Below are 26,772 nucleotides of genomic sequence, written 5' to 3'. Positions count from 1 at the left end.
GTCGGAGACGTCCTCCAGGGGCATGACGGAGCCGGTCAGCGGAGCGGTGACCTCGGTGACCGTCCCGGGGACCAGAGCGGGCTCGACCTCCTCGGCGGGAGCCTCGCCGGCGTCGTCCGCGCAGGTCGAGTCGTCGTCGGAAACGGCGGAATCGGAGGCGGCGGAAGAAGAGGCCTCCAGTGCGAGGTCGGCCTCGTTCTCGGCGTTGGTCCTGTCCATCTCGGCGCGGTCCTCCGGCGTGCGGTAGTCCGAGACGATGACGAGGAACATGGCGATGAGGAAGGAGACGATGACCGATGCGCCGTAGATGAAGATCGACTTGGTGGCGTCCACGCCCTGGGCGTCGGCGTTGAAGGCGGGGATGGTGAGCAGCGAGGTGAAGACGAAGGCCTTGGTGGTCACGCCGCCGAGGATGCCCTGGATGATGCCGCCCGCGACGCAGCCCACGAGCATGCGCGGGTAGATGCGCTTGAAGCGCAGGTGGATACCGTACAGGCTCGGCTCGGAGATGCCGCCGACCAGGCCGGCGAAGAGCGCACCGGTGGCGGTGACGCGCATGTCCCTCTCCTTGTGCCGCATGGCGACGACCATGACGCCGGCGGTGGCGCCGAAGCAGGCGAAGTTCCAGGCGCCCATGGGCCCCTGGATGAAGTCGAACCCGTTCTGCTGGATGTTGAGCAGCATGATCGCGTTGATGGGCCAGTGCAGGCCCAGCGGCACCATGAAGGGGTAGACCAGCGGGATGATGATGCAGAAGATGAAGGGGGAGATGCTGTTGATCGTCTGCAGGACGTTGGCGAGCCACGCACCGGCGTAGACGCCGATCGGCCCCAGGACGAAGCTCGTCAGCGGGATCATGACGAGCATGGCGAAGAACGGCACGAAGATCAGCTGGATGTCATCGGGGATGATCTTCTTGAGCCACTTGGTCAGCGGCCCGAGCACCGCGGCCATGAGCAGTGGCGGGAAGACCTGCGAGCCGTAGTCGAAGATCGTCAGGGGAATGGCGCCGAAGAGCTTGACGGTCGTGATCTCGGACCCCATGAAGGTCATGCTCGTCGCCTGGTCGACCTTCCCCAGCGCGGCGAATCCCGGCAGCATCGTCACGGCCATGGCGGAGAATCCGACCCAGGGATCGGCTCCGAGCTTCTTGGACGCGTTATAGGCCACCATGAGCGGCAGGAAGTAGAAGACCGAGCGCCAGGTGAGGTTGATGAACGCCCATGTCGGCGGGAGCTCCACCCTCGAGTCGGCCCAGTTGTCGATGAGGCCGAGCGTGCCCATCAGGGCCATGAAGGTGATGAAGATCGAGGCGCCCAGCAGCGCGCCGATGATCGGGCGGAAGGCGTCGGAGAGGAACTCGAAGAAGTTGTCGACCCAGGAGAACTTCCCGCGGATCCCGCCTGCCCGGGCGGCGGCCTTGACGTCGTCGTTGGAGGCCGCCTTGGTGCCGATGGTCTTCATCTCCGGCAGAGCCATGATGCTCTCGTACATTGACTGCACGGTGCCGCCGATGATGATCTGGTAGCGCTCGCCGGACTGAGGAACCGCGCCCATGACACCGGGGATCTTCTCGACGGTCGGGGTGTCGACGACCGAGGCGTCGTTGAGCTGGAACCGCAGGCGCGTCGCGCAGTGAGTGAGGTGGGTGATGTTATCCGGGCCGCCGACAGCGGCGATGATCGCCTCCGGGGCCGAGGTTGTTGTTGTCATCGAGGGCCTTTCGTTGGTCGTCGCCCTCCCCGCGGCAGTACGGATGAGGTGCGGGACCAGGAGTTTGGGACCGTCCCGAGGAAGGGGACTGAAGTGCAGGATAGCGCGATGATGGTGATACGTGGTCAGATCGGGGATCCGGATGCGCCGGGGGCACGCGGCCGCCGGGCTCCACAGGCCGGTCGGTGACGCACCGGAGCGCGCACGGTCACAGGCGGTCGGCGGGATCGGGCTCCTCGCCCTCACACTCGTGTCGGGCGGCGATGACGCCGCTCCGGCCGCGGCCGGCAGGACCCGGTCGCACGACCCCGAGGAGCCATCGCCATGAGCGCGACGACGAGCACAACCATGAACACGACCGAGAACGTGAGCGCGAACGCCTCCGCGACGACCGCCACGTCGACCGTCGACCAGGCGCCGCCCCGATGCGGAGCGGCCGACGCCGGTCCCGCCGGAGTCCCCCCGGCCGGAACCGATCGCCGGGACGGGGAGGAGACCGGCCTGTACGGGCCGCGCGGCTGGACCGTGAGGGCCGGCGTGTGGCACGAGCTCGTCCGCTGCCGGGACGACCTGCGGTCCACGATCATCCCCGCCGAGTACGGCCGCGATCCCGACGGGCTCATCACCGACGCGGGCGAGCCGGAGGACGACTACACCCCCTTCCACGATCTCGGTCCGCGCACTGCGCGGCGACTCCTGAGTATCCTTCCGCCCGCTCAGCTCCGGGACCGCCAGAACCTCGCGCCCACGCTGGGCGCGCTCCTGCGCGCCTGCGCGCGGGCCGGAGGGCGAGTGCGCCTGTCCGGCTACGCCATCGGTCCGCAGCGGCCCGACGAGCGGGTCACGGTCGAGGGGCTGTGGATCTCGGACCCGGACCTGCTGGAGCTGAAGGTCAGCGAGGTTCACGATGAGTACTGCGCGTGCCGCGCCCTGTGGGACGCGGTCCGCGGGCGCTTCGAGCTGGACGCGGAGGCGACGCCCGACGAGATCCGGCCCCTGCCCCGTCACTGGACTCGCGGACCGCTGGGGACCTGGCTCTGGTGGGACTGAAATCGCGTCGGGCGGGCGGCGTCGGGCGGACCGCGCGCGATGTGACCGATCACCGGGACCTCATCGCCGTGACGGGGCGGGAGAACGATCCGCCGCGCCCGTACGATGGCGCACGTGATCAACGTCCAGGACCTCACGATGCGCATCGGCGCCCGACGGCTCGTCGCGGGAGCCGCCTTCCGAGTCGGCAAGGGCATGCGCATCGGACTGGTCGGCCGCAACGGCGCCGGCAAGACGACGATGACCAAGCTCCTGGCCGCAGCCTCGGTCGCACAGGGCTCCGGTCGGGCCGTCGCCGACGCCGATGAGCGCCATGGCCTGGAGGCCGTCGAGTACGAGGGCGCCATCACGTGCAGCGGCTCGGTCGGCTACCTGCCCCAGGACACCAGGGTCGGCGACCTCACCGAGACCGCCCGGGACCGGATCCTGTCCGCCCGGGGCATCGACGCCCTGCTCACCCGCATCCGCAGGGCGGAGGAGAGGATCGCCACGACGGCCGGCGACGCCATGGCCAAGGCGATGGACCGGTACGCGCGCCTGGATCACGAGTTCACCATGGCGGGCGGCTACGCCGCCGCGAGCGAGGCGGCCCGCATCGCCGCCGCGCTCGGCCTGCCCGATCGGGTCCTGGATCAGGGGATCGGCACGCTGTCGGGCGGGCAGCGGCGCCGCGTCGAGCTCGCCCGCGTCCTGTTCCAGGGGCCCGACACGCTTCTGCTGGACGAGCCGACCAACCACCTCGACCACGACTCGGTCCTGTGGCTGCGCGATCACCTGCGCGCCTACTCAGGCGGTTTCATCGTCATCAGTCACGATGTCGATCTCCTGCGCGACACGGTCAACCAGATCATGCATCTCGACGCCGCGCGCGGCGTCCTCGACGTCTACAACCTCGGTTGGGACGCCTACCTGGACAAGCGCGCCGACGACGAGCACCGGCGTCGCCGTGAGCGCGCCAACGCGGAGAAGAAGGCCGCGGCCCTGCGCGCCCAGGGCGAGAGGATGCGGGCCAAGGCCACGAAGGCCGTGGCCGCGCAGCAGATGCTCAAGCGCGCCGACCGGCTCATGGAGGGCCTGGATGCCGAGCGGATCGACGAGAGGGTCGCGCGCCTTCGCCTCCCCGAACCCGCCCCGTGCGGCAGGACGCCACTGCGCGCCGCCGGGCTGTCCAAGGCCTACGGCTCGCTCGAGGTCTTCACCGGTGTCGATCTGGCCATCGACCGCGGCAGCCGCGTGGTCGTCCTGGGCCTCAACGGCGCCGGCAAGACGACCCTGCTGCGGCTCCTGGCCGGCGTCGAGGCCCCGGACTCGGGGAGGGTCATCGACGGCCACGGTCTCAAGATCGGCTATTACGCTCAGGAGCACGAGACCATTGACGACGAGCGCACGGTCGTGGAGAACCTGCGCAGCGCCGCCCCCGGTATGAACGATACCGAGGTGCGCAGCGTACTGGGCTCCTTCCTCTTCTCGGGCGCCGACGCCGACAAGCCCGCGCGCGTCCTGTCGGGCGGTGAGAAGACCCGCCTGGCGCTGGCCATCCTGGTCGTCTCCAGTGCCAATGTCCTGCTTCTGGACGAGCCCACCAACAACCTCGATCCGGCCAGCCGCGAGGAGATCCTGCGAGCGCTTGCGAACTTCACCGGTGCCGTCGTCCTGGTCACCCACGACGAGGGCGCCGTGGAGGCCCTTGAGCCCGACCGGGTGCTCCTCCTGCCCGACGGCGACGAGGACCTGTGGAGCCGGGAGTACCTCGAGCTCGTGGCGCTCGCCTGACCCGATCCGCCCACCCGGGACGGAGGCGCCGGTCGGGTGAGTGCCGTCACGCGAACGTCGGCGGCGGGCGTCGGTGGGTGCGGGGGGATGAGCGGGTAGGGTTGCCGAGGGAACAAGCCGCCCCGCCGGGGCGTTCGGGAACCATGAGTCCGCGTGAGTACCCGACCGTACAAGGAGAATGACATGGCAGAGACGACTCTGACCGCGACCGGCACGACCGCCGAGGTCCCCGAGCACGAGGTTCTGCTCACGGAGACCGCGGCCGCCAAGGTCGCCAGCCTCCTGGCTCAGGAGGGCCGTGACGATCTGCGCCTGCGCGTGGCCGTGCAGCCCGGCGGCTGCTCGGGCCTCGTCTACCAGCTCTACTTCGATGAGCGTCTGCTCGACGGCGACGCCGTCCGCTCCTTCTCGACGGGCGGCGGGGAGATGGGCAGCGTCGACGTCGTCGTCGACCGCATGAGCGTGCCCTACCTGTCGGGCGCCACCATCGACTTCGCCGACACGATCGAGAAGCAGGGCTTCACGATCGACAACCCCAATGCCGCCGGAACCTGCGCCTGCGGCGAGTCGTTCAACTGACCCGCCGCTGACAGAGCCCGCGCTCGCCGGCCGGCGATGCGGCGCCTCCCGCTGAGCACCGGTCCCCACCGGTGCCGTCATCCTACGTGTACTCAAGGAGACTTCGTGCGCCGCACCCCCCTCGTCGCGCTGACGTCACTCGTCCTCGCCGCCGCGCTCATCCTCTCGGGCTGCTCCGGAAGTCGCCCCGACCCCAACCTCAAGGCCCTCCCGGAGGTCTCCGGAGACCCCGGTGCGCAGCCGACGCTCAGCTGGAGCGGCGCGGACGCCCCGGCGGACCTCACCGTGAAGACCCTGTCCGAGGGAGATGGCGATGAGGTCGTCGAGGGCGACCTCATCGCCGTCTCGTACGCGGGCTGGAAGTGGGGCTCCGACGAGGTCTTCGACTCCTCGTACAGCAGAGGCGTCCCGGCGCTGTTCCCGCTGACCGAGTCCGGTCTCATCGAGGGGTGGCGTCGCGGGCTGCCCGGGCACAGGGTGGGCGATCGTCTGGAGATGGCCATCCCCGCGGATCAGGCCTATGGCGATGACGAGAGCCAGGGCAAGCCCTCCGGACCCCTCGTCTTCGTCGTCGAGATCAGGTACGCGGGCACGGCCGAGGACATCGCGACGGGCACGGCCGACGCGGTGGTCGAGGGCGAGCAGGCCGCGGCCGACAGGGGCGTGAGCGTGACCGGGGATCTCGGCGCCGAGGCGTCGATCACCGTCGACTCGGAGGCCGCGGAACCCACGGAGCCCGAGGTGATGGTCCTGGCCCGGGGCACGGGCGAGCCGGTCGGCGATGACTCCGTGCTGCTGGCCAACATGGCCTTCACCCCTTGGGACAACTCGCAGCCCGCCTCCTCCTGGGCCAGCAAGCAGCCCCAGCTCGTTCCCATGGCCCTGGCCACCAACCTCACCGGGCTCAAGGGTCTGCCGGTGGGCTCCCGCGTCATCGTCCTGATGCCGGCGGGCAACGACCAGCGCGGTCAACCGGTTCCCGCCCGCGCCAGTGTGATGGATATCGAGGCCGCCGTGTGACGCCGCCCTCCCCGCGCACGCCGGGTGCTGCGAGGGGAGACGGCTGAGGCCGCTGCCTCCCGTCATCGGCCCGCGGCACGGCGATCGCCCCGCAACCGCACGGTTGCGGGGCGATCATGCTGGTGGCGGGCGGACCGGCCGCTCGCACGGCGTGCCGAGGTCCGGCGTCAGCGGACGATGAGTCCCGGGGTCCGCGAGGTCGCCGCGGCCAGGCGCTCGCCCACGTCCTGCCAGTTGACGATGCTCCAGATCGCGGCGACGTAGTCGGCCTTGACGTTGAGGTAGTCGAGGTAGAAGGCGTGCTCCCACATGTCGACCTGGAAGAGGGGGATGGTGCCGACCGGTACGTTGCCCTGCTGATCGAAGAGCTGGAAGACGATGAGCCCGCCCGACACGGAGTCGTAGGCGAGCACCGCCCAGCCGGAGCCCTGGATGCCCAGCGCCGTGGCGGCGAAGTGCTTCTTGAAGGCCTCGAAGGAGCCGAAGGAGTCCTTGATGGCCTCGGCCAGTTCGCCCTCGGGCTCGCCGCCGGCGCCCGGGGCGAGATTCTTCCAGAAGATCGAGTGGTTGATGTGACCACCCAGGTTGAAGGCGAGATTCTTCTCCCACAGGTTCACGGCGGCGAAGTCGTCGGCGTCGCGGGCGGCCGCGAGCCTCTCCAGGGCGGTGTTGGCGCCGGCGACGTAGGCGGCGTGGTGACGATCGTGGTGGAGCTCCATGATCCGCCCGGAGATGTGGGGCTCGAGGGCTGCGTAGTCGTAGGGGAGCTCGGGAAGCGTGTACACGGCCATGGTGAATGCCTTTCGTGGGTCGGTCGCGGGTCCGCCTGCGGAGACAGTCCTATAGACGGATCTCGATGATGCGGACCCAATTTATTGTAGTCACTGATTTTTGGGTCGAACAGGCGTGGGCTTGCGATTACACTGACCGCAGAACCGTTCCGTCCCGTCTTGGAGGACAGCATGGCCGAACAGGTCGCCACCGCCCGCCTTGAACTCCTCGTCTTCTCCGACGACGCCGAGGTCCGCCGTCAGGTGAGGGAGGGCGTCGGGCGGCGCCCCGCCAAGGGCCTGCCCCTGGTCAGCTGGACGGAGGCCGCCACCGCCGAGGGCGTGCGCCTGGCGCTCGAGGACCGGGCGCGGGAGGGCGAGGCGCCCTTCGACGCCCTGGTGCTGGATGCCGAGACGAAGAAGTTCGGCGGCATGGGTCTGGCGCACGAGCTGCTGATCGAGCTCGACAGGCGTCCGCCGGTCGTTCTGCTCACAGCCCGCCCTCAGGACGACTGGCTCGCCGCCTGGTCCAAGGCCGAGGTCGTCGTGCCCCGCCCGCTCGACCCGTTGGCCCTCCAGGAGGGGGTGACCAGGGCCCTTCAGGCGCGCCCCGGCACGGTCGTTCCCGCCGGTTGACCCGTGCCGGGCCCTTATCGGGACGGCCCCGCTAGGACGAGTCCATGACTCGGCGGTACCGGGCCGCCGCGCCGATGGGCCAGCTCAGGGCGGCGCAGACGTCGGACTCCGCGACATCGGCGCCGTCACCGCTGCCGTCGGTGGCGCCCACCTCCACCAGCCGTGCTCCGGCGTCCAGCACCCAGTCCGCCAGCAGCAGCGTCTCCTCCGCGCTCGTTCCCGCCCCGATGCGCCCGGGCCGCTCGACCACCTGCGCCGTGGCCCGCAGGGTCTCGACGGCGGGACGCGGATCCGCTCCCGCCGGTGTCGTCATGCTCCCGGCCAGTCGTCCCCAGCGCACCGCGACCAGCTCCCAGCCTCCGCTCTCGCGTCGCCGTGCGGCGATGAGGTGCGGGCAGACGAGCAGCGGGCGCGCCCGCTCCGCTCGGTGCACCCCCCGGAGGAAGGACCGCAGCCGGGCGGTCCACGCCCCCGCCTCCTCATAGCGCTCCCGGGCCGCCAGCCCCTCCACGCGTTCCAGGACGGGCCTGACGACCAGGTCCGCATCTCCCGACAGGGCGCGCATCGCGATACGGCCGTCGACGGGGGAGTCCGCACGGGTGACCGACGTCGGACCCCTCCCGTCCCGGGCGCCCAGCCGCAGCACCGACTCCGCGGCGCGGATCGCCTCCTGCGCGGCCGACCGCGAGGGGAAGGGGCCGATGACGGAGAGCGCGTCGTCGATCGACGGCACCGTCGTGGTCGCCAGGCGGGGTCCGGGCGAGCTCACCAGATGGATCCAGGGCATGCGGCGCGGCGCCTTGGACCGGCGGTTCGCCGGAGGTGAGAGCTCGGCGATGAGCCGCAGCTCGCGCACCCGTGCCTCGATCTCGGTGGCCGTCTCGATGACCCGGACCCCAGCGGTCGTATCGACCATGCGCGCGATCGTCGTCCGCCTCTCCGCGGCGGTGAAGTAGGAGCGCACGCGGCGGCGCAGGTTGACCGCCGAGCCGACGTAGAGGACCTGGTCCGCGGGGGAGAGGAACTGGTAGACGCCGGGGCCCGTGGGCAGGCCGTCGGCCATGGGGGTCTTGGCGCGGCGACGCGGGGGCACCGGGTCGGTGGCGGTGGCGAGGTCCTCCAGGTGGGTGACTCCCAGCGGGGCCAGGGCCTCCAGGGCCGCGTGAAGGACATCGACGGTGGCCCGCGCGTCGTCCAGGGCGCGGTGCGTCGGCCTCGTGGCCGATCCCACGAAGGACGCCAGGGTTCCCAGCCGGTGGTCGGGCACCTCCGGACGCCTCCAGGCCCTGCGCGCCAGGGCGAGGGTGTCCAGCACCCGCGGCTCCTCCCACGCCAGCGTCAGCTCGCGTGCCGCGGAGCGCAGGTGGCCGACGTCGAAGCGGGCGTTGTGGGCCACCAGGACCGTGCTCGGGTCGGACAGGCGCGCCCAGCGGAGGAAGGAGGACAGGGCGTCGCCCACCGGCGGGGCGCCGACCACCATCGCGTTCGTGATGCCGGTCAGGACCGTGATCTGCGCGGGTATGGCGGCACCGGGGTCGACCAGGGTGGTGAACTCCTTCTCCACGACGCCGCCGCGGACGCGAACCGCGCCGATCTCGGTGATCGCGTGGGCGCCCGGTGCGCCCCCGGTGGTCTCCAGGTCGATCACGACGAACGTCGTCTCCCGCAGAGGGGTGCCCATGTCCTCGAAGGAGGCCTGCAGCCCGGTGGGGCGAGCGGAGTCCGAGAGGCCCTGACGGGGCGGGGCGGCCGGGGACGGGGTGAGAGGATCATCGGATTCTCCGCCCGGAGGACTGGCGGGTGCATGGTCGGCCACAATGCGAGGCTAGACTTCACGAAGGCGCCGTTCCAACCGCTCCCGCACCTTCCCGCGCGGGCGCGCGCGGATCCGGCGGAGAGCCCAGCCAGTTGCCGAGCACAGGAGGTCCCGTGGGGTACCGAGGCATCAAGACCGCTGTTGGGCCCGCGCTGGAGATGCTCTACCAGCCGTGGATCCGGGGGGAGGAGAACATCCCGACTGAAGGAGCGGCGATCCTCGCCTCCAACCATCTCGCCGTCATCGACTCCTTCTTCCTGCCCCTGCTGGTGGATCGTGAGGTCGCCTTCATCGGCAAGTCCGACTACTTCACCGGCAGGGGGGCCAAGGGATGGGTGGTCAAGAACTTCATGACCGCGGTCGGCACCATTCCCGTGGACCGCTCCGGCGGACAGGCCTCGCAGGCCGCCCTGCAGGCGGGAGTGGCCCGTCTGAAATCGGGGGAGCTCTTCGGCATCTACCCCGAGGGGACCCGCAGCCCCGACGGCCGCCTTTATCGCGGCAAGACCGGGGTGGCGCGCATCGCCCTGGCCACGGGCGCCCCGGTCATCCCGGTGGCCATGATCGGCTCGGATCTGGCTCAGCCCATCGGCCGGGCCATCCCCTCCACCCGCCACCGGGTCGGCATCGTCGTCGGGGAGCCCCTCGACTTCTCGCGGTACAAGGGTCTGGGGAACGATCGCTTCGTGCTGCGCTCCATCACCGACGAGATCATGTACTCCCTCATGTCCCTGTCCGGTCAGGAGTACGTCGACCTCTACGCGGCCGACGTCAAGAGGGCCATGGATGCCGAGAAGAAGTCCGCCGACGAGGTCGTCAGGGAGATGCTCGAGGCCCAGGCGCTGCGTCGTCCGGCGGCGGCGCCCGTGGCCGCGCCCGGCGGCCGCCCCGCCCCCGAGGTCCCCGTGCCCGAGCCGCCCGAGGACAAGAGCGGCAAGGACAAGAAGAATCTCGACGACGAGGGCGAGTCCGCTGCTGGAAGTTAGTGCTTGATGAAGGTATGGGCGCCCGATACTTGAGTGGTCGAAACAGAATGGTGAGTAAATTCCAGAGGCGGCCTTATTCATATCGCGACAAGCAGACGTCCGGTATCTCAGCGCGTCCTCTCGAGCTCCCGTAACTGTCCGAGTGCCTCGCCCAGTTGCTCTGGATCGCAGAGCACGGGCGGCCTGAGGGGCGTCCGGTGCCCGCCGGACGCGGAGAACAACGGACTTGGTGCAAGTCGTGTATGAACGAGTCTTGTCAGGCGCATCGCGTCCTGTTGCGCCTGGACGGCGCCCTGATCCGCACCGACCGGGTCGCGGCTCGCACCATCACCGCCGCGCGCCCATGTCCTGCCCCAGCCGTACAGGGCGGCCGTGCCGGGGCTGCCCACGTTGGCGGACAAGGGCCGCACCGACATCGACATCGGCATCAAGGCCCCGAGGACCCGGTCAAGAATCCCTGCCCCGACTCCGACACCAGGCGGCGCAACCAGCTGATCGCCTCCATGCGAGTCCCCGCGGAGCGGGCCAACGCCCTGATCAAGCGCTTCAAGACGCTGGGGCGCATCACCCTCGACAGCACGAAACAAGCAGTGTCCGATTCGCAGACGCGTGAGATCAGTTGCGCGAGGGACTCGGGCGAGGGGTCTTTCTTCTCGTAATCGAGGATCTCGGAGCAGCGGACACGATTCCATCGTCGATGTGTTCTCAGTGGCTCTTCTCAACCCGAATCGCGTACGACCGCGCGCAGGGCTCTCGTGGCGGGGCGGCTCTGCCGGCGTTCGACGATTCCGGCGCGATAACGGTGAATCGTGATGACTCCCCAGAGCTTCTCTACGCCGTCGCCGTTGTCTGCACCGCCGTGCTGGCGGGCTTCATGCTCTCTTACGTGGTGACCATGGGGCCTTCTTCCCCCAATGCGCTGCGCCATGACCGTCGTGCCGAGCTTCAGCGGATCCTGCTGCCCTTCAACAGGGACGAGCACGTCGGCACCGAGTACACCGCCTGGGTCCTCGGTCAGGTCGTCGTGGCCGCCCTGTGGCTGCTGACGGCACTCGGCCAGCGCGCGAGTGATGATGCCGCGGCCCGCGCCGTCTCCTCAGGGGATCTGGTGCTCGGCCAGCAGCCGGGCCGAGGCTCGTGATCCCGACTCCATGAGGGGGCCGGCGAGCTCGGCGCTGATCCGGGCCAAGAGGTCGTGCGGATAGTCCGCGGGGAGGATCTGGGCGGGCAGGGCGGGCAGCGTGCCCCACACGTAGGTGGCGCTGCTGAGCATGTCGTGAGCGGTCGCCACCCGGGCCAGGAGGGCGGGGCGCGAGTCGTCCGAGGCGTCCAGGTCGCGCCAGCGATCCTTGACGTCCTCCAGGTGCTCGGCCAGGCGGTGGATCTGCTGCGCCGCCTCGTCCAGCGGCCAGGCGCGCGCGGCGAGGTCCCGCGCGGTGCCGAGGTCGATGTCGAGGCGTCCCGTGGAGCATCCGACGCACTCGGCCCAGCCGCCCGGCGGGCGCATGCCCAGCAGGACGCCGGGGCGGGGCGAGGCCCAGCCGTCGGCGAACGCGGCCGTGCGCAGGGCGTCGCGCTCGGGGCGCCGGGTCTCGGGGATGTCGTAGATGACGATGTGGAAGCGCCCCTCCCAGTCGGGCCGACTGATGAATCTGTGCTCGATGGTTCGGTACCGCCTCAGGAACGTGCCGTTCAGGGCGTAGACGGTCTGCCTGCCGCGACGCTGGGAGACGAGTCGGCCGTCGGCCACGGCGCGGGCGAGGTAGGAGCGCGCGCCCGAGGCGCTCATGTTCAGCGCGCCGAAGACCTCGACCAGGTAGGAGCCGGGCAGCTCCTCGACCCCGCACAGCCCGTACAGGAAGGCGAGGGTGTAACGGCCGACGGCGGAGGGGCGGGAAGCGTGTGCCATGCCCTCATCCTGCGCCCGTCGCGCCAGGATGAGGAGGGGGCGCGGGGGCGCTGCGGCTCCGGTGGACACGGGGCGCGGCGCCGCACTACCGTTGAGTCTCTTCTGGATCACGAAACGTGAAGAAAGCGAGCACTGATGACGCAGTGGAAGAAGCCCGGCCGTCTCCCCGCCCCCGGCGAATTCCGCCCGCCCCTGAGCCGGGCCGAGGCCTGGAGCGAGGTGGGGCTCGCCGTCGCGGTGCTCTGGGCCGTGCTCGGCGGGGCCTGCTTCTTCACGGGAGCCCAGTGGGTCTACGACTCGTGGGGCACGAGCCTGAACGCGGCCCTCATCATCGACGTCATCTTCCTGGCGGGTGTGCTCGTCGTCATCGGCTTCGTGTGGTGGCGCCAGCGCCTGCACGGCGAGGGTCTGCGCGAACTCGGATGGAAGCGCCCCACTCGCGGGGCAGCGGTGGCCGTCGCCGTCGTCTACGGTCTGGCGTGGGCGGGGCTGAGCTATGCGCGCGGCGGGGACCCCCTCGCCTGGCCGTGGCAGCGCCCCATTATGATGGGTGTCGGCGTGATCCTCGCCTTCGGGGAGGAGATCGCGGTCCGCGGCCTCATCCTGGACCGGCTCGAGCGCTGCGGCACGGGCCATCTCGTCCAGATCGTGACCACCGGGGTCGTCATGGGCGTCTACCACGGTGTCGTCGGCCACCACGTCTGGCCCTCGTACATGATCTCCAGCTTCGTCCTGTTCGGGCTGCTCTCGGCCCTCCACATGTACGGCAGGAGGAGCCTGACCCCGCCGCTCATCGCGCACGCCATGGTCCACTTCCTGGGCGATCCGGCCCTCATGCGGGGCATCCTCTACGGCGTCGCCCTCGCGGGGTGAGGGACGTTCCAGCGGACGACGGCGGGGCGCTCGTGGCTTGGCTGCGGGGCGGGCACGCGCTGCAATAGGGCGAGGGAGTTCCCGACTCACGCGCCGCAGCCCGAGGGGCGCTCATGATTCCCGAGGATTCCGACGCGTTCATCGGCGATTAGCACATCGACGTGCTTCGCAAGCTCGCTCCGAATCATCTGGAAGAACGAGAAGTGGAGATGACCGGTCTTAAATCGTTCGTGTTCAGGTCGGACGATGCCCGGTACGCCATGGAGGAGGACATGGTCAGTGGCAAGACGGCCGTTATGTAGCACGTCGCACTGAATCCGCCCGACGGCGTTCACATGGCGTCCTTCTTCATCCGCCGCATCGGTGGCGATGGGAACGACAAGGGGGAATTTCGTCTTCGTCATGGGGGTGCGCAGTTCACGAAAATTATTAAAGACGAGTACATCGAGCGCGTGCATGAGCGGGCGCAGCGCACCGAGTTCCGCAAACTGCTGCGTCGAGCGGCAACAGTGTGCTGTTCCGATAGTGCTCCCCAACCCCCGGTCCTCCTCATCGATGGAATCGATGAGGACTCCTGCTTCGAGAATCCAGACGGGGCGGATGCCAAGTCGATACTCTCGCTGCTGCCGCAGCCCCTTCCCGAGGGGGTGAAGATTATCACCGCGTCGCACCCCGATCCGCGTCCGCCGGAGGGCGCTCGATGCGACGCAAAAAGAGGTGGTCACCGCTGACGCGATGCGCACTCAGCTTCAGATCGCTCAGTGGATCGTCGGCCGAGGCGGCCACTACCTTCTGACGGTCAAGGCGAGCCAGAAGACCCTGCACCGCGTCTTGAGGGACCTGACCTGGAGGGACGTCCCGGCCGTCTCGAGCGTTGAGGCCGGTCACGGGCGGAGGTCGCGATGCACCCTCGAGGCCGCAGACGCTCCGGCCTGGATCGACTTCCCCGGGGCTGCTCAGATGATCCGGGTCCGCCGCACCCGAACCACCACGAAGCGCAAGGGCGGCAACGGCAAGGGCAGGTCGGTGGAGGTGGTCCACCCGGGTCCGCTCCCTGCCTATGACCCAGGCCCAGTCCGAGCGGGTCGCTGCCTGGGTCCAGGGGCATTGGACGATGGAGAACCGGCTCCACCGGGTACGCGACGTGGTCTTCGACCAGGGATCGCCAGCAGCTGCGCACCGGCAACGGCCCGTGGGTCATGGCCGCGCTGCAACCTGGCCATCAGCCTCATCCGCCTCTTCCGCGGCCCCCGAAGCGTCCATCGCCGCCGCCACCAGATCCCTGGCAAGACGCTCAAAACGAGCCATCAAGCCAATAAACCAACCAACCACCTAAACCGGCTTCGCCGACCCCCTGCAAACGTATCGAGAGGCCTGAAGAGCGCGTGCGACTTCTGGTTAACGTGGCGGATGCGCTGATTGAGTTGGGTCAAACCGATAGGGTTCTCGGCACAGCCAACTGCGCCGCGCCTCGCAGCGGCATGTATCGATGCAGTTGATCTCTCGGCCGATTCCGCCGATGCGGAGCCCACCGAGAGTGACCGGTGGCTCGGCCTGGCCCGCTCCGCGCTCGCCCGCTCCTGGCTCCACGACGCTCCCGTCTGGAAGCACGTCGACGTCCTGCTGCGCGTGGCGCCGGACCTGACCATGCGGCGCGTCGAGGAGCGCCTGCTCGTCGACCTCGAGCCCCGCCCCGGGTCCGAGGGCCCTGGCGGAGGGGCGGCGTCGTCCCGCTAGGATGACCCTGTCACTCCTCGCAGTCAACGAAAGGCCAACGATGTCGATCCGTCGTGTCGCCCTGCTCACCGCGGGCGGTTTCGCCCCCTGCCTGTCCGCCGCCGTCGGCGACCTCATCGAGCGCTACACCGAGGTCGCCCCCGAGGTCGAGATCATCGCCTACCAGTACGGCTACCACGGCCTGCTCACCGGCAACTACGTCGTCATCGATGAGGAGGGCCGCGAGAACGCCGGCATCCTGCGCGACTTCGGCGGGTCCCCGATCGGGAACTCGCGCGTCAAGCTCACCAACGCCAAGAACCTCGTCGAGCGCGGCCTGGTGGCCGAGGGCGTCAACCCCCTGGAGTTCGCCGCCGAGCAGCTGCGCAAGGACGGCGTCGATGTCCTGCACACCATCGGCGGCGACGACACCAACACCACCGCCGCGGACCTGGCCGCCTACCTCCACGAGAACGACTACGAGCTCACCGTCGTCGGCCTGCCCAAGACCATCGACAACGACATCATCCCGATCCGCCAGTCGCTGGGCGCCTGGACGGCGGCCGAGCAGGGCGCCGGCTTCGCCTTCAACGTCATCGGCGAGCACCGCTCCAACCCGCGCATGCTCATCGTCCACGAGTGCATGGGTCGTAACTGCGGCTACCTCACCGCCGAGACGGCTCGCCGCTACCACGACCTGCTCCAGACCAAGCAGTGGGCCCCGTCCCTGGGCCTGACCGAGAGGCGCTGGGACGTCCACGCCGTCTTCCTGCCGGAGATGAAGCTGGATCTGGCGGCCGAGGCCGAGCGTCTCAGGGCCATCATGGACGAGCAGGGCAACGTCAACATCTTCCTGTCCGAGGGCGCGGGCGTCCCCGAGATCATCGCCGAGATGGAGGCCGCCGGTCAGGAGGTCCAGCGCGACCCCTTCGGCCACGTCAAGCTCGACACCATCAACCCCGGCCAGTGGTTCGCCAAGCAGTTCGCCGAGCTCATCGGGGCCGAGAAGGTCATGGTCCAGAAGTCGGGCTACTACTCGCGGGCCGCTCACGCCAACGCCGAGGACCTGGCCCTCATCAAGAGGATGTGCGACTTCGCCGTCGAGTGCGCCCTGCGCGGCCAGTCCGGCGTCATCGGCCAGGACGAGGAGAACGACGATGTGCTCGCGGCGATCGCCTTCCCGCGCATCGCCGGCGGCAAGCCCTTCGACATCACCCAGGACTGGTTCACCGCGCTCATGGACGAGCTCGGCCAGGGCGTCGAGCCCGCCGAGGCCGCGCCCGAGCACTGAGGCCGCGCCCGAACCGGCCCATCGAGAGGCCGCGTGCTCGCCCGCGGTGATGGCGACGCTCCGCACGTCGCCATCACCGCGGGCTCGTGAGCGGGCGGTCCTCGAGCACGGTTCCCCCGCCCCCGGGAGTGAGTCGGTTCGGGGCGGGATCCTGTCCGGGGGAGGGACTCACGTCCTCGAGCCTCGTCCCGTGATGCGGCGCCGATCCCGGGCGATACTCCCGGCTGGCCTATGCTGACGGGCGTGATGAACGACCTGACCGTCCCCCGGGCAGTCGCCGGTTGGCGCTCGCGCCTGGCCGCCCAGCAGCCGGCCTACCCGGATACGGCTGCTTTGAGGGCGGTGTGCGCAGATCTGCGCACTCGACCCCCGCTCGTCTTCGCCGGCGAGGTCGACTCCCTGCGCGACCAGATGGCCGCGGCCGCCCGGGGGCGCGCCTTCGTGCTCATGGGGGGCGACTGCGCCGAGTCCTTCGCGGACAATACGGCCGATAACATCCGGCTCAAGCTCCAGACGATCCTCCAGATGGCGGCGGTGCTGACCTACGGCGCCTCCACCCCCGTGGTCAAGATCGGGCGAATGGCCGGCCAGTACGCCAAGCCCCGCAGCGCCGAGGTCGAGACGCGCAACGGCGTCACCCTGCCCGCCTATCGCGGGGACTCCGTCAACGACCACGCGTTCACCAGAGCCGCTCGCGTCCCCGATCCTCATCGCATGCTCGACGCCTACCTGCGCGCCGGCACCACTCTCAACCTCATCCGCTCCTTCACCATGGGCGGCTACGCGGACCTGCGCGAGGTGCACTCCTGGAACCGCGGGTTCACCGCGAATCCCGCCTACAAGCGCTTCGAGTCCTTCGCCGAGGAGATCGACCGCGCCATGCGTTTCATGGAGGCCGCCGGGGTCGATTTCGACGCCCTGCGCCAAGTCGATTTCTACGCCGCTCATGAGGCCCTGCTCCTGGAGTACGAGGACGCCATGATCCGCGAGGACTCGCGCTCGGGGCGCCTGTACGACACCTCCGCCCACTTCCTGTGGGCGGGGGAGCGCACGCGCGGCGTCGAGGACGCCCACGTCGCCCTTCTGGAGAGCGTTCACAACCCGGTGGGGGTCAAGGTGGGGCCGACGACGACGCCCGCCGAGCTCGTCGCGCTCATCGACCATCTCAATCCCCGCGGTGACGCCGGGCGCCTGACGATCATCACTCGCATGGGCGCCGGCCGTGTCCGTGAGGTCCTGCCGGCTCTCGTCGAGGCCGTCATGGACGACGGCCGCCCGGTCACCTGGGTCGCCGATCCGATGCACGGCAACACCATCACCTCCGACAACGGGTACAAGACCCGTCGCTTCGACACCGTCATGGACGAGGTCCGCGGCTTCTTCGAGGTCCATCGTGCGCTCGGCACGGTGCCCGGGGGCATTCACGTCGAACTCACCGGAGACGACGTCACCGAGGTCCTCGGCGGGGGGGAGCGCATCAACGAGGATACCCTGGCCGAGCGCTACGAGACGCTCGTCGATCCGCGCCTGAACCATCAGCAGTCCCTGGAGATGGCCTTCGAAGTCGCCGAGATGCTGTGCGGCTGAGTCCGCGGGACCCGGAGGAAGAGGATCCATCGGGGGATTCGGGGGACTCAGAAGATATTGATCTTGACGCTGGATCCCGCCTTGACGCTGGTGCCGGCGCCCGGGTCCGAGGACCGAACGGTGTCGAAGGGGGCGCCGAGGCGCTTATTGACCTCCACCGTGAGCCCCAGGTCCTCCAGGGTCCTTCTGGCCTCGGCCTGGGACTTCCCGCTCACGTCGGGAACCGTGATCATCTCCGGCCCCTTCGAGACCGTGACGGCGACCGAGTCCCCCTGATAGGCGCTGGTGGCGCCGGCTGCCGGGCTGGAGGAGATGACCAGGCCGGAGGCCGCCGAGTCGGAGAACGCCTGCGTCTGGGCGCCGAGCCTGAGGCCGGCGGCCTCCAGGGTCGTTCTGGCCTGGTCCACGGTCATACCGGTCACGTCGGGCACCGTCGCGGCCTGACGCCCCCTGGAGACGACGAGCGCCACTGCCGAGGAGTGATCGACATTCGTCCCCGCCTTGGGGTCTGAGGAGACGACCTGGCCGGAGGCCACGGTGCTGGAGTACTCCTGGGTGATCGCGCCCACGCTCAGACCGGCATCGGCGAGGGCCCCGGTGGCCTCGTCCTGGGTCTTGCCCACGACATCGGGAACCCTCTTCTGCTCCACGCCGCGGGAGATGACGGCCTTGACCGCCTGGTTGATGCGCGCGCCGTCGCCCGGGCTCGGACTGGAGGAGATCACCGAGCCCACGGGAACCGTGTCGGAGAAGTCGCGATCGGGTGGTGCCCAGGTCAGCCCCGCGCCCTCCACCGCCTCCTGAGCCTCCTCGGCGGTCCGACCGACGATCTCGGGAACGGGGATGGAGCGGCCGGGCCCCTTGAGGACGTACCAGGCGTACCAGCCTCCGACGGCGGCGCCGCCGAGCAGCAGGGTCGCGGCTCCCCCGAGGAGAACGCGGCGCCGGATGCGACGCGAGTCCCTGCGCGGCACCGCGATCGTGCTCTGGTCGTCGGCCTTCGACAGCTCCTCGCGCGCCAGGCGCCGGGTGCCTCCCTCACCGGTGCCCTCGGCGTCCGGCCCGATCGAGCCGATCGGGAGGGAGACCGTGCGCAGTCCGGCCCCCGGCGCCGCATCCTGTTCCTCCTGGCCCGCATCCTTCCGGTCCGCGGGCTCCTCGGGGGACTGGGCCCCCATGGCGGTGCGGGCGGCCTCGGCGTTGGCGGCGAGGACCTCTTGCGTGCGCACCGACCCGGCTCCGCCGCCGCGCTTGACCAGCAACTGCTCCTCGGTCAGGGTCGCGGCGGCCGCGCGCAGCAGGGCCAGCGCCTCGTCGGCGTTCTGGAGGCGCAGCTCCGGATCGCGCCGTGTCATGGTGGACACGAGCTCATCCACCTCGGCGGGCAGGTCCGGGACCATGGCCGAGGGCGGGGGGATGTCCTCGTGGACGTTGCGGAAGGCGATCTGGACGGGGGCGTCGGCGGCGAACGGCTGCTCGCCGGTGAGCAGTTCGTAGACGATGACGCCCACGGAGAACACGTCGGCGCGCGGGCTGGTGGATCCCGAGGTGATGAGCTCGGGGGCGAGGTAGGCGACGGTTCCCAGGACGTTGCCGGTGGTGGTCTGCGTCGCCTCGGTGACCGCGCGGGCCAGCCCGAAATCGGCGACCTTGGCGACCGAGCCGTCCGCGGGCAGCAGGACGTTCTCGGGCTTGACGTCGCGGTGGACCAGGCCCGCACGGTGCGCGGCGCCCAGCGGGCGCAGGATCTGGGCGGTCAGGCCCAGGGCCTCGCGCACCGACAGGGGACCGGCGGCCATGAGGTCGCGCAGGTTCGGGCCCTCGACGTACTCCATGATCAGGTAGGCGACGCCGTCGAGGCTGCCCTGGTCGTAGACGGCGACCACACCCGGGTTCGACAGGCGCGCCGCGGCCCGTGCCTCGCGCCGGAAACGGGCCACGAAATCGGGGGAGTCGGCCAAGTGGGCGTGCATGAGCTTGAGCCCGACGACGCGGTCGAGCCGGCGATCATGCGCCCGGTAGACGGTCGCCATTCCGCCACGCGCCACACGGTCGACGATCTCGTAGCGGGAGTCGACCAGGCGACCGGTGAGAGGATCCTTGACCACGGATCGATTCTAAGGCTCCGACGGGGCGAGGCGGGTCAGGACCCGGCGGGCCCGTCCGGTCCGCGGAGCGGCGCTCAGGCGTCGCGCGCCGTCAGAGCCCGTGCCAGGGCCGAGAGATCGGCGCGGCCGACCTCGTCGAGCGCTCCGGGGGGAGCGTCGTCCAGGGCGCGCAGACCGGTCCGGGCGCGGGCGGCGATCTCCTCCTCGTGAGCGGCCAGGGCGCCGCAGTCGCGGATGAGGTCGGAGGCGGCCGCGATCATGCCGGATGACGCGTCCCGGTTGGCCAGGACCCGGGACAGCAGGACCCGGCCGCTCCGGTCGGTCCGCCGCCACGCCATGGCCAGCAGGACGGTTCGCTTGCCCTCGCGCAGGTCGTCACCGGCCGGCTTGCCGGTCTGGTCGGGATCCCCGTAGACGCCGAGGACGTCGTCGCGCAGCTGGAAGGCGATGCCCACCTCCTCCCCGAAGGTCCGGAGCGCGGCGTACAGGGGCGAGTCGGTGGTCGCGCCCCCCAGGAGCGCGCCGATGAGCAGGGGGTGCATGACCGAGTAGCGCGCGGACTTGCGCCGTACGACGGCCAGTGCCGAGTCGAGCATGGCCCGACCCGCGACGTGTGGATCGTCGTCGGGGGCGGGCAGGGGGGTCACCTCGCTGCGCACGTCGAGGAACTGCCCGACGGCGACCTCCGCGGTCATGGCGTCGAAGGCGTCCCGGGCGGGGGCCGCTCGCGCCCCGCCGGCGAGCGACTCGACGGCGGCGCCCATCTCGGCGCCGGCCAGCGACATGAGCAGGTCCCCCAGGAGTATCGCGGCGCTGCCGCCGTAGGTCGTCGCGTCGCCGCGCCAGCTGGAGGCGGCGTGCTGGGCGGCGTATCGCCGATGCGCCGCGGGGAGGCCTCTGCGGGTGAGGGCCGCGTCGATGACGTCGTCGTGAACCAGGGCGCTGGCCTGATAGAGCTCGAGCGCCGCCCCGAGACGTGCGGCGGTGACGCCCGTCATGAGCCCGTCCCGCTCCGGAGCCCCCGCGCCCGGCGTGCCCAGCGCCAGGCCGACGGCGCCGAGGACCGCCCGCATCCGCTTGCCCGAGGACACCAGGGCCTCGGCGGCGTCGAGCAGGTCGTCGGAGGCCGGGGACGCGTCGGCCCACCGGGCCCGGTGGACGCCCAGTACGTGGGCGAGCCTGGTGCCGACCACGGTGCGCACTGCCCGTAGTGCGGGGGGAAGAACGGTCATGCGGATCAGCGTAACGGGGCGGAGGTCGGTTCAGCGGCGCGCGGGTCCCGACCCCGGAGCGAAGAGGTGGGAATAAACGCTATAGTTGAGAGGTTCCTGCTGCGTCGGCCGTGAGTGCGCCATCGAGCCCCCCGCCGACCGGCACCCGCCTCACCCCGATCGGTCCGCCCACGCGAAAGGAACTCCGTGCCTTCTTCCACACTCACGCGGAAGCGCACCCAGCGCGCTGATGACGTCGATGAGATCCCCGAGGACGACGAGGACCTCGATCTCGACGATCTTGATGATGACGCCGATGACGATTCCGAGGACGTCGAGGATTCCGAGGATGACGACTACGACGGCTCGGGCGCCGAGGAGGAGGGCGAGGACGACGCCGTCGCGCAGGAGGACGACGACCCCGCTCCCGAGCTGCGGGACTACTATCTCGACGTGAGCCTGGAGGAGAACGGCGACGGCACCAAGCGCAACCCCTTCAACACCGCCGCCGCTCTCAAGGGGGTCAAGCTCGCCCCCGGCGCGACCCTGTACGTGCGCAGCCGCACCACCGTCGAGGGCCTTGAGCTCTCGGGCAACGGCACGCTCGAGGACCCGATCACCCTGGCCCCCTACGGCCACGGCCCCGTGCCCCGCTTCGTGATCCCCGAGGAGGAGCGCCCCGTCGTCGCCCGCGAGTTCCTGACGAGCAACGGCTTCATCTTCCGCGGCTGGATCATCAAGGGCATCAAGATGAGCCCGTCCATCGCCGCCCTGACCGGTGAGCTCGATCGCATCCGGCGCGAGCAGGCGGAGAAGGCGGCGGGCAAGAAGTCCGGGAGGAAGTCTCGCTCCGAGAGGGACAAGGACGGCTCCTTCACGGTCTCCGACTCCGACGAGGCCGACGAGCCGGCCCAGAAGGTCGTCACCGCCGGGGCCACCGCGGACCCGGTCAAGGACTACCTCAAGCAGATCGGCAAGGTGGCGCTGCTCAACGCCGCCCAGGAGGTCGAGCTCGCCAAGCGCATCGAGGCCGGCCTGTACGCCGAGCACCTGCTGGGAACGCAGGGCAACGATCTGGAGGCGAAGTACCGCCGCGAGCTGCACCGGATCGCTCAGGACGGCCAGCGCGCCAAGAACCATCTGCTCGAGGCCAACCTGCGCCTGGTGGTGTCACTGGCCAAGCGCTACACCGGGCGCGGCATGCTCTTCCTCGATCTCATCCAGGAGGGCAACCTGGGCCTGATCCGCGCGGTGGAGAAGTTCGACTACACCAAGGGATACAAGTTCTCCACCTACGCCACCTGGTGGATCCGCCAGGCGATCACCCGCGCCATGGCCGACCAGGCGCGCACCATCCGCATCCCCGTCCACATGGTCGAGGTCATCAACAAGCTCGCGCGCGTGCAGCGCCAGATGCTCCAGGACCTGGGCCGCGAGCCCACGCCCGAGGAGCTGGCGGTCGAGCTGGACATGACCCCGGAGAAGGTCGTCGAGGTCCAGAAGTACGGCCGGGAGCCCATCAGCCTGCACACGCCGCTGGGCGAGGACGGCGACTCCGAGTTCGGCGATCTCATCGAGGACTCCGAGGCCGTCGTCCCGGCGGACGCCGTCAGCTTCACACTCCTGCAGGAGCAGCTGCACGCCGTGCTCGACACGCTCTCGGAGCGCGAGGCGGGCGTGGTCTCCATGCGCTTCGGCCTGACCGACGGACAGCCCAAGACGCTGGACGAGATCGGCAAGGTCTACGGGGTCACCCGTGAGCGCATCCGGCAGATAGAGTCCAAGACCATGTCCAAGCTGCGCCACCCCTCGCGCAGCCAGGTGCTGCGCGACTACCTGGACTGACGATCGCTCGGGTGGCGGCCCCGGGTCCCTGGTGCCCCGGGGCCGCCGTCGTGCTACGGTCGGTCATCGACACGGGGTGCCCACGAGGCTGAGAACACACCCGTTGAACCTGTTCAGATAATGCTGACGAAGGGATGTCGCATGACGCAGCGCGTTCGCGCCCACTCCATCCTCCAGACCGTCCGCGAGACGGGCCCCCTTGTCTCCTGCATTACCAACTCGGTGGCCGCCAATATCACCGCCAACGTCCTGCTCGCCGTCGGAGCGGCCCCCGCCATGGTCGACATCACCGGTGAGGCCGGGCCCTTCGCCGCCGCGGCCTCCGGGCTGCTGATCAACCTCGGCACGCCTCAGCCCGAGCAGCGCGCCGCCGCCCTGGAGGCCGCGACGGCGGCCGGGGAGGCGGGCACCCCCTGGGTGCTGGACCCGGTCGCCATCGGCTCGCTCGCCCACCGCACGGCCCTGGCCCGCGAGCTGATCGCCATGGGGCCCGCGGTCGTGCGCGGGAACGCCTCGGAGATCATGGCGCTGCTCGGCGCGGGCGGCGGGCGCGGGCCCGAGACCGCCGCCGACGTCGAGGCCGCCATGGATGCCGCCCACTCGGTCTCCGAGCGCTTCGGATGCGTCGTGGCGGTCTCCGGACCGGTCGACGCGATCGTGGACGGGGCGCACGTGACCCGCATCGTCGGCGGCTCGCCGATGCTCACCCGCGTCACCGGCGGCGGCTGCGCCCTGGGAGCCCTCATCGCCGCCTTCATCGCCGCGGGACGGGCGCGCGACGTCGGGGGAAGCCGTGGCGAGTGCGCCGGGGCCGATACGACCCGCGCCCGCACGGTCGCCTGCCACGCGGTCTACAGCGCCGCGGCCAAGCGCGCCGAAGCCCGGTCGGCGGGCCCTGGCTCCTTCCAGCCCGCCTTCCTCGACGCCCTGTACGACCTGGAGACGGACGACCTGGGGTCCATCACCATCAGCGCCGCCGACACCGTTGGTCAGGAGCCGGCATGAGGGCCGTGCCGAACCTGTCCGTCTACCTCGTCACCGACGAGGGCCAGTGCCGCTTGCGCGGGCGCAGCGTCCTCCAGACCGTCGAGGCCGCCGTCGACGGCGGAGTCACCTGCGTCCAGCTGCGCGCCAAGGACACCGACGGCGGCCCCTTCCTGGCCCAGGTCCGAGCCGTGGCCGGAGCGGTGGGCGATCGAGTCCCCGTCATCGTCAACGACCGCGTCGACGTCTTCCTGGCCGCGCGCGACCTCGGCGCTCCGGTGGCCGGCGTCCACGTCGGCCAGTCCGATCTTCCCGCCGGCGTCGTGCGCGCCCTCATCGGGGACGACGCCTGCATCGGGCTGTCGGCTGCGACCCCCGACGAGCTGCGCGCCGCCCGGGCGGAGGGGGCCTGCGACTACGTCGGCATCGGCGTCGTGCACGACACCGCCACCAAGACTGATGCCCCGAGGGGTCTCGGTGCCGACGGCGTGGCTCGCATGGCCGCGTTGACCGACCTGCCCTCCGTGGCCATCGGCGGCATCACCGCCGCCGACCTGCCGGCCCTGCGCGCGGGTGGCCTGGACGGAGCCGCCGTCGTCTCGGCCATCTGCACGGCCGAGGATCCGCGGGCGGCCGCCGTCGGCCTACGGGCCGCCTGGGACGGGGGAGGTCGGGGATGACCCGCTCGGAGGCTCGATCGAGGACCGTCACCGCCCTGACCATCGCCGGCTCCGATCCCAGCGGAGGCGCCGGCGTCCAGGCCGATCTGAAGGCCATGAGCGCGCTCGGCGCCTACGGGATGAGCGTCATCACGGCCCTGACCGCGCAGTCGACGCGCGGCGTGACGGGCGTGCGCGCCGTGCCCGTCGACTTCGTCCGCCTGCAACTGGACACGCTGCTGGACGACATCGTCCCCGATGCCACCAAGATCGGCATGCTCGCCACCGCCGAGCTGGCCGACGCCGTGGGGGAGTACCTGCCCGGGCTCTCCCGCACGGTCCTCGACCCGGTCATGGTCGCCACCTCCGGCGATCGTCTCCTGGATGAGGAGGCGGTCGGCGCCGTACGCCGGCTGTGCGGCGTGGCCGATCTCATCACTCCCAACCTCCACGAGGCGGCCGTCCTGCTGGGGGAGGAGGCCGCGGGGGATACGGGTGCGCTGCGCGCTCAGGCGCGGCGACTGGTGGAACAGGGCGCTCAACGGGTGCTGGTCAAGGGCGGCCACTTCGCCGCTGGCACGGCCGGCACCGCGGATGCTCCGGAGTCCGTGGACGTCTACGCCGATGCCGACTCCACCGTCCTCCTGCGCGGGCGCCGCGTGATGACCAAGAACACTCATGGGACGGGCTGCACGCTGTCCTCGGCGATCGCCTCGCTGCGGCCGCGCCGGGCGACCTGGCTGGAGGCGGTGCGCGACGCCAAGGTCTACCTCACCGGTGCCATCGAGCACGCCGACGCCCTGGGCGTCGGGCACGGGCACGGTCCCGTCCACCACTTCCACCGACTGTGGGCGCAGAATGACGAGGACTGAGGGAGCTGAGAGGGACATGACCGGCACGACCGACACGGCTGGCATGCGTGACGCGCATGCCGCGCATGGCTCGGCCGCCCCTCCGGCTCGGCCGGGATCGGCGACCGCCTCCTTCAGCGCCGAGGCCTGGGAGCGCGCCGCGCCGGTGCGCGACGCCATCGACGCGCTGCCCCTGGTGCGGGGCCTGGGAGACGGGTCCCTGACCAGGGATCGCTTCGACTACTACATGGCCCAGGACGCGCTGTACCTGGCCGAGTACGGGCGCGCGCTGGCCGGCGTGGCGGCGCTGAGCGACGAGCCCGACGAGTTCGTCTTCTGGTGCGACGCGGCCCGGGAGGCGGTCGTCGTCGAGCGCGCCCTGCATGCGGCGCATGTGGATCTGACGGCGGGTGCCGACGCCTCGCCGACGTGCCGGGCCTACACCGACTTCCTGCGCGCCCGCTGCGCTCTCGGGTCCTACGGCGTGGCGGTGGCCGCGGTGCTGCCCTGCTTCTGGATCTACCAGGACGTCGGCGCCGGGATGATCGCGCGGGCCGGCGACCTGGGCGCCCACCCGTACGGCGACTGGATCGCCACGTACGCCGATCCCGGCTTCGAGCGGTCGACCGACCGGGTGCGCTCCATCGCCGACCGGCTGGCGCGGGCGGCCGGCGATGGCGAGCGCGAGCGCATGCACGCGTCGTTCGCGACGGCCTGCCGTCATGAGTGGATGTTCTGGGACGCCGCCTGGCGCATGGAGCGCTCGCCCGTCTAGGCGGGGGCCCGCGATGGGTATGGAGATGGATATGGGGCCGGCCTCGATGGACGCGACGGGGCGCCCGCCCCTCTCGTGGGCGGGCGCCCCGTCCCGGGGGAGCTCGTCCCCCGGTCAGTCCGTCGCGATCAGACGCGAGGTCTCGTCCTGGATGAACAGGGCCTGACGCTCCAGGGCGGTCATGTTGCGGTGGCCGTGGTGGCCGCAGAAGAGCAGCTCGCCCGAGGCGAGGACGACGCGCACGAAGGCCTGGGCGCCGCAGGCGTCGCAGCGGTCGGCGGTGGTGAGCTCGCGCTCAGCGGCGGACGAGCCCCTCGCGGGGGAGGCCGTGGGGGTCGGCGCAGTCACCGGGGCGGTGACGGGGGTGCTTGTCGTGTTCATGGATCCAATGAGATCACGCCGAGGGGCGGACGTCGCACTTCGACGCCCCGGTTTCCGCCCGGGGCGCAGGGTCTGCGCCCACGGCGAACGACGGGATGAGGCGGCGCCGCGCGCCGGCGCGCAGCGGGGACGGCGGCGAGCACCTGGGTGGGGCGCCCGCGAGGCGGTCGGGTGCCGGATCCGTGGCCTCCTGACATGGGAGAGGCGGTCGAGCTCAGGAGGGTCGGCGGCTGGTCCGC

At 70.7% G+C, this 26,772-nt stretch carries 25 protein-coding genes and 1 riboswitch; of the genes, 17 read left to right on the top strand and 8 right to left on the bottom strand.

Annotated features, from left to right (window positions below; genetic code table 11):
• On the bottom strand, window positions 1-1,713 hold a 1,713-nt coding region (locus G448_RS0105230), incomplete at its 3' end, for a PTS transporter subunit EIIC (protein WP_026407142.1).
• A gap of 324 nt (window positions 1,714-2,037) precedes the next feature.
• Here G448_RS0105230 and G448_RS0105220 point away from each other — a divergent pair.
• From G448_RS0105220 to G448_RS0105205, 4 genes are all read left to right on the top strand, one after another.
• On the top strand, window positions 2,038-2,763 hold the full coding sequence (locus G448_RS0105220; RefSeq protein ID WP_245572187.1) for a hypothetical protein: 726 nt from the start codon (window positions 2,038-2,040) through the stop codon (window positions 2,761-2,763).
• A 114-nt stretch (window positions 2,764-2,877) separates the two neighbouring features.
• Window positions 2,878-4,536, top strand: a complete 1,659-nt coding sequence (locus tag G448_RS0105215) for an ABC-F family ATP-binding cassette domain-containing protein (protein ID WP_026407139.1) — start codon at window positions 2,878-2,880, stop codon at window positions 4,534-4,536.
• A gap of 183 nt (window positions 4,537-4,719) precedes the next feature.
• A complete protein-coding gene (locus G448_RS0105210) occupies window positions 4,720-5,115 on the top strand; it encodes a HesB/IscA family protein (protein WP_026407138.1) in 396 nt (131 codons plus the stop codon).
• 105 nt (window positions 5,116-5,220) lie between these two features.
• On the top strand, window positions 5,221-6,135 hold the full coding sequence (locus tag G448_RS0105205; protein ID WP_026407137.1) for an FKBP-type peptidyl-prolyl cis-trans isomerase: 915 nt from the start codon (window positions 5,221-5,223) through the stop codon (window positions 6,133-6,135).
• Between the two features lie 167 nt (window positions 6,136-6,302).
• On the opposite strand, the gene G448_RS0105200 is transcribed toward G448_RS0105205, so the two are convergent.
• On the bottom strand, window positions 6,303-6,926 hold the full coding sequence (locus tag G448_RS0105200; protein WP_026407136.1) for a superoxide dismutase: 624 nt from the start codon (window positions 6,924-6,926) through the stop codon (window positions 6,303-6,305).
• A gap of 171 nt (window positions 6,927-7,097) precedes the next feature.
• Between G448_RS0105200 and G448_RS0105195 the strand changes: the two genes are divergently transcribed.
• Entirely contained in the window at window positions 7,098-7,541 is a 444-nt protein-coding gene (locus tag G448_RS0105195; protein WP_026407135.1) for a DNA-binding transcriptional response regulator, read from the top strand.
• Window positions 7,542-7,572: 31 nt separating this feature from the next.
• Here G448_RS0105195 and G448_RS0105190 read toward each other — a convergent pair whose 3' ends face one another.
• Window positions 7,573-9,243: a DEDD exonuclease domain-containing protein gene (locus tag G448_RS0105190; protein ID WP_026407134.1), complete on the bottom strand. Its 1,671-nt coding sequence runs from the start codon at window positions 9,241-9,243 to the stop codon at window positions 7,573-7,575.
• Between the two features lie 227 nt (window positions 9,244-9,470).
• On the opposite strand from G448_RS0105190, the gene G448_RS0105185 reads away from it, so the two are divergent.
• The 3 genes from G448_RS0105185 (at window position 9,471) to G448_RS15165 (ending at window position 11,484) form a co-directional block, all read left to right on the top strand.
• Window positions 9,471-10,343 carry a lysophospholipid acyltransferase family protein gene (locus G448_RS0105185; protein WP_026407133.1) on the top strand — a complete coding sequence of 291 codons (873 nt, stop codon included), beginning with the start codon at window positions 9,471-9,473 and terminating at the stop codon, window positions 10,341-10,343.
• A 503-nt stretch (window positions 10,344-10,846) separates the two neighbouring features.
• Entirely contained in the window at window positions 10,847-11,002 is a 156-nt protein-coding gene (locus tag G448_RS18015) for a hypothetical protein (RefSeq protein ID WP_156910923.1), read from the top strand.
• A gap of 143 nt (window positions 11,003-11,145) precedes the next feature.
• Complete coding sequence (locus G448_RS15165; RefSeq protein ID WP_051268638.1) at window positions 11,146-11,484, top strand: hypothetical protein; 339 nt, start codon at window positions 11,146-11,148, stop codon at window positions 11,482-11,484.
• Here the strand turns inward: G448_RS15165 and G448_RS15160 are convergent.
• Entirely contained in the window at window positions 11,440-12,252 is an 813-nt protein-coding gene (locus G448_RS15160; RefSeq protein WP_051268637.1) for a PaaX-like protein C-terminal domain protein, read from the bottom strand. The genes G448_RS15165 and G448_RS15160 overlap by 45 nt on opposite strands.
• Before the next feature lie 135 nt (window positions 12,253-12,387).
• On the opposite strand from G448_RS15160, the gene G448_RS0105165 reads away from it, so the two are divergent.
• Window positions 12,388-13,125 (top strand): CPBP family intramembrane glutamic endopeptidase, encoded by a 738-nt coding sequence (locus G448_RS0105165; RefSeq protein WP_051268636.1) that lies wholly within the window; start codon window positions 12,388-12,390, stop codon window positions 13,123-13,125.
• Between the two features lie 86 nt (window positions 13,126-13,211).
• Here the strand turns inward: G448_RS0105165 and G448_RS18010 are convergent, their stop codons facing one another.
• A complete protein-coding gene (locus G448_RS18010) occupies window positions 13,212-13,850 on the bottom strand; it encodes a hypothetical protein (protein WP_156910922.1) in 639 nt (212 codons plus the stop codon).
• A 694-nt stretch (window positions 13,851-14,544) separates the two neighbouring features.
• On the opposite strand from G448_RS18010, the gene G448_RS0105155 reads away from it, so the two are divergent.
• From G448_RS0105155 to G448_RS0105145, 3 genes are all read left to right on the top strand, one after another.
• Entirely contained in the window at window positions 14,545-14,862 is a 318-nt protein-coding gene (locus tag G448_RS0105155) for a hypothetical protein (RefSeq protein ID WP_026407131.1), read from the top strand.
• A 40-nt stretch (window positions 14,863-14,902) separates the two neighbouring features.
• Window positions 14,903-16,132 (top strand): pyrophosphate--fructose-6-phosphate 1-phosphotransferase, encoded by a 1,230-nt coding sequence (locus tag G448_RS0105150; RefSeq protein ID WP_026407130.1) that lies wholly within the window; start codon window positions 14,903-14,905, stop codon window positions 16,130-16,132.
• A gap of 231 nt (window positions 16,133-16,363) precedes the next feature.
• Window positions 16,364-17,719 (top strand): class II 3-deoxy-7-phosphoheptulonate synthase, encoded by a 1,356-nt coding sequence (locus G448_RS0105145; protein ID WP_026407129.1) that lies wholly within the window; start codon window positions 16,364-16,366, stop codon window positions 17,717-17,719.
• Between the two features lie 47 nt (window positions 17,720-17,766).
• Here the strand turns inward: G448_RS0105145 and pknB are convergent, their stop codons facing one another.
• Both pknB and G448_RS0105135 read right to left on the bottom strand, forming a co-directional pair.
• Window positions 17,767-19,827: a Stk1 family PASTA domain-containing Ser/Thr kinase gene (gene pknB, locus G448_RS0105140; RefSeq protein WP_026407128.1), complete on the bottom strand. Its 2,061-nt coding sequence runs from the start codon at window positions 19,825-19,827 to the stop codon at window positions 17,767-17,769.
• Between the two features lie 74 nt (window positions 19,828-19,901).
• A complete protein-coding gene (locus G448_RS0105135; protein WP_026407127.1) occupies window positions 19,902-21,059 on the bottom strand; it encodes a polyprenyl synthetase family protein in 1,158 nt (385 codons plus the stop codon).
• Window positions 21,060-21,245: 186 nt separating this feature from the next.
• Here G448_RS0105135 and G448_RS0105130 point away from each other — a divergent pair, with 186 nt between their 5' ends.
• The 5 genes from G448_RS0105130 (at window position 21,246) to G448_RS15155 (ending at window position 26,152) form a co-directional block, all read left to right on the top strand.
• Window positions 21,246-22,883, top strand: coding sequence for an RNA polymerase sigma factor (locus G448_RS0105130; protein ID WP_026407126.1), 1,638 nt, complete (start codon window positions 21,246-21,248; stop codon window positions 22,881-22,883).
• Window positions 22,884-22,945: 62 nt separating this feature from the next.
• Window positions 22,946-23,035, top strand: a riboswitch (TPP riboswitch).
• Entirely contained in the window at window positions 23,025-23,888 is an 864-nt protein-coding gene (thiM, locus tag G448_RS0105125) for a hydroxyethylthiazole kinase (RefSeq protein ID WP_026407125.1), read from the top strand. (Overlaps the previous riboswitch by 11 nt.)
• On the top strand, window positions 23,885-24,547 hold the full coding sequence (gene thiE / locus G448_RS0105120) for a thiamine phosphate synthase (RefSeq protein ID WP_026407124.1): 663 nt from the start codon (window positions 23,885-23,887) through the stop codon (window positions 24,545-24,547). The genes thiM and thiE overlap by 4 nt, the downstream gene beginning before the upstream one ends.
• Window positions 24,544-25,398 (top strand): bifunctional hydroxymethylpyrimidine kinase/phosphomethylpyrimidine kinase, encoded by an 855-nt coding sequence (thiD, locus tag G448_RS0105115; protein ID WP_034494399.1) that lies wholly within the window; start codon window positions 24,544-24,546, stop codon window positions 25,396-25,398. The genes thiE and thiD overlap by 4 nt, the downstream gene beginning before the upstream one ends.
• A gap of 16 nt (window positions 25,399-25,414) precedes the next feature.
• On the top strand, window positions 25,415-26,152 hold the full coding sequence (locus tag G448_RS15155) for a TenA family protein (protein WP_245572186.1): 738 nt from the start codon (window positions 25,415-25,417) through the stop codon (window positions 26,150-26,152).
• A gap of 114 nt (window positions 26,153-26,266) precedes the next feature.
• Here G448_RS15155 and G448_RS0105105 read toward each other — a convergent pair whose 3' ends face one another.
• Window positions 26,267-26,533 carry a DUF7455 domain-containing protein gene (locus tag G448_RS0105105; RefSeq protein WP_084436336.1) on the bottom strand — a complete coding sequence of 89 codons (267 nt, stop codon included), beginning with the start codon at window positions 26,531-26,533 and terminating at the stop codon, window positions 26,267-26,269.
• Window positions 26,534-26,772 lie beyond the last annotated feature (239 nt).

It is taken from the genome of Actinomyces gerencseriae DSM 6844, assembly GCF_000429265.1.
Lineage (GTDB): Bacteria > Actinomycetota > Actinomycetes > Actinomycetales > Actinomycetaceae > Actinomyces > Actinomyces gerencseriae.
The sequence above is the reverse complement of the archived record's forward strand: the minus strand, read 5'-3'. Positions and strand labels throughout refer to the sequence as shown.

Bases quoted from the DNA above. Each gene is read 5' to 3' on its own strand.
- G448_RS0105145 (WP_026407129.1), top strand. From the start codon at position 16,364: ATGCTGACGGGCGTGATGAACGACCTGACCGTCCCCCGGGCAGTCGCC.
- G448_RS15160 (WP_051268637.1), bottom strand. From the start codon at position 12,252: ATGGCACACGCTTCCCGCCCCTCCGCCGTCGGCCGTTACACCCTCGCC.
- G448_RS0105135 (WP_026407127.1), bottom strand. From the start codon at position 21,059: ATGACCGTTCTTCCCCCCGCACTACGGGCAGTGCGCACCGTGGTCGGC.
- G448_RS0105210 (WP_026407138.1), top strand. From the start codon at position 4,720: ATGGCAGAGACGACTCTGACCGCGACCGGCACGACCGCCGAGGTCCCC.
- thiE (WP_026407124.1), top strand. From the start codon at position 23,885: ATGAGGGCCGTGCCGAACCTGTCCGTCTACCTCGTCACCGACGAGGGC.
- G448_RS0105165 (WP_051268636.1), top strand. From the start codon at position 12,388: ATGACGCAGTGGAAGAAGCCCGGCCGTCTCCCCGCCCCCGGCGAATTC.
- G448_RS15155 (WP_245572186.1), top strand. From the start codon at position 25,415: ATGACCGGCACGACCGACACGGCTGGCATGCGTGACGCGCATGCCGCG.
- G448_RS0105200 (WP_026407136.1), bottom strand. From the start codon at position 6,926: ATGGCCGTGTACACGCTTCCCGAGCTCCCCTACGACTACGCAGCCCTC.
- thiD (WP_034494399.1), top strand. From the start codon at position 24,544: ATGACCCGCTCGGAGGCTCGATCGAGGACCGTCACCGCCCTGACCATC.
- G448_RS0105220 (WP_245572187.1), top strand. From the start codon at position 2,038: ATGAGCGCGACGACGAGCACAACCATGAACACGACCGAGAACGTGAGC.
- G448_RS0105150 (WP_026407130.1), top strand. From the start codon at position 14,903: ATGTCGATCCGTCGTGTCGCCCTGCTCACCGCGGGCGGTTTCGCCCCC.
- thiM (WP_026407125.1), top strand. From the start codon at position 23,025: ATGACGCAGCGCGTTCGCGCCCACTCCATCCTCCAGACCGTCCGCGAG.
- G448_RS0105105 (WP_084436336.1), bottom strand. From the start codon at position 26,533: ATGAACACGACAAGCACCCCCGTCACCGCCCCGGTGACTGCGCCGACC.
- G448_RS18015 (WP_156910923.1), top strand. From the start codon at position 10,847: ATGCGAGTCCCCGCGGAGCGGGCCAACGCCCTGATCAAGCGCTTCAAG.
- G448_RS0105195 (WP_026407135.1), top strand. From the start codon at position 7,098: ATGGCCGAACAGGTCGCCACCGCCCGCCTTGAACTCCTCGTCTTCTCC.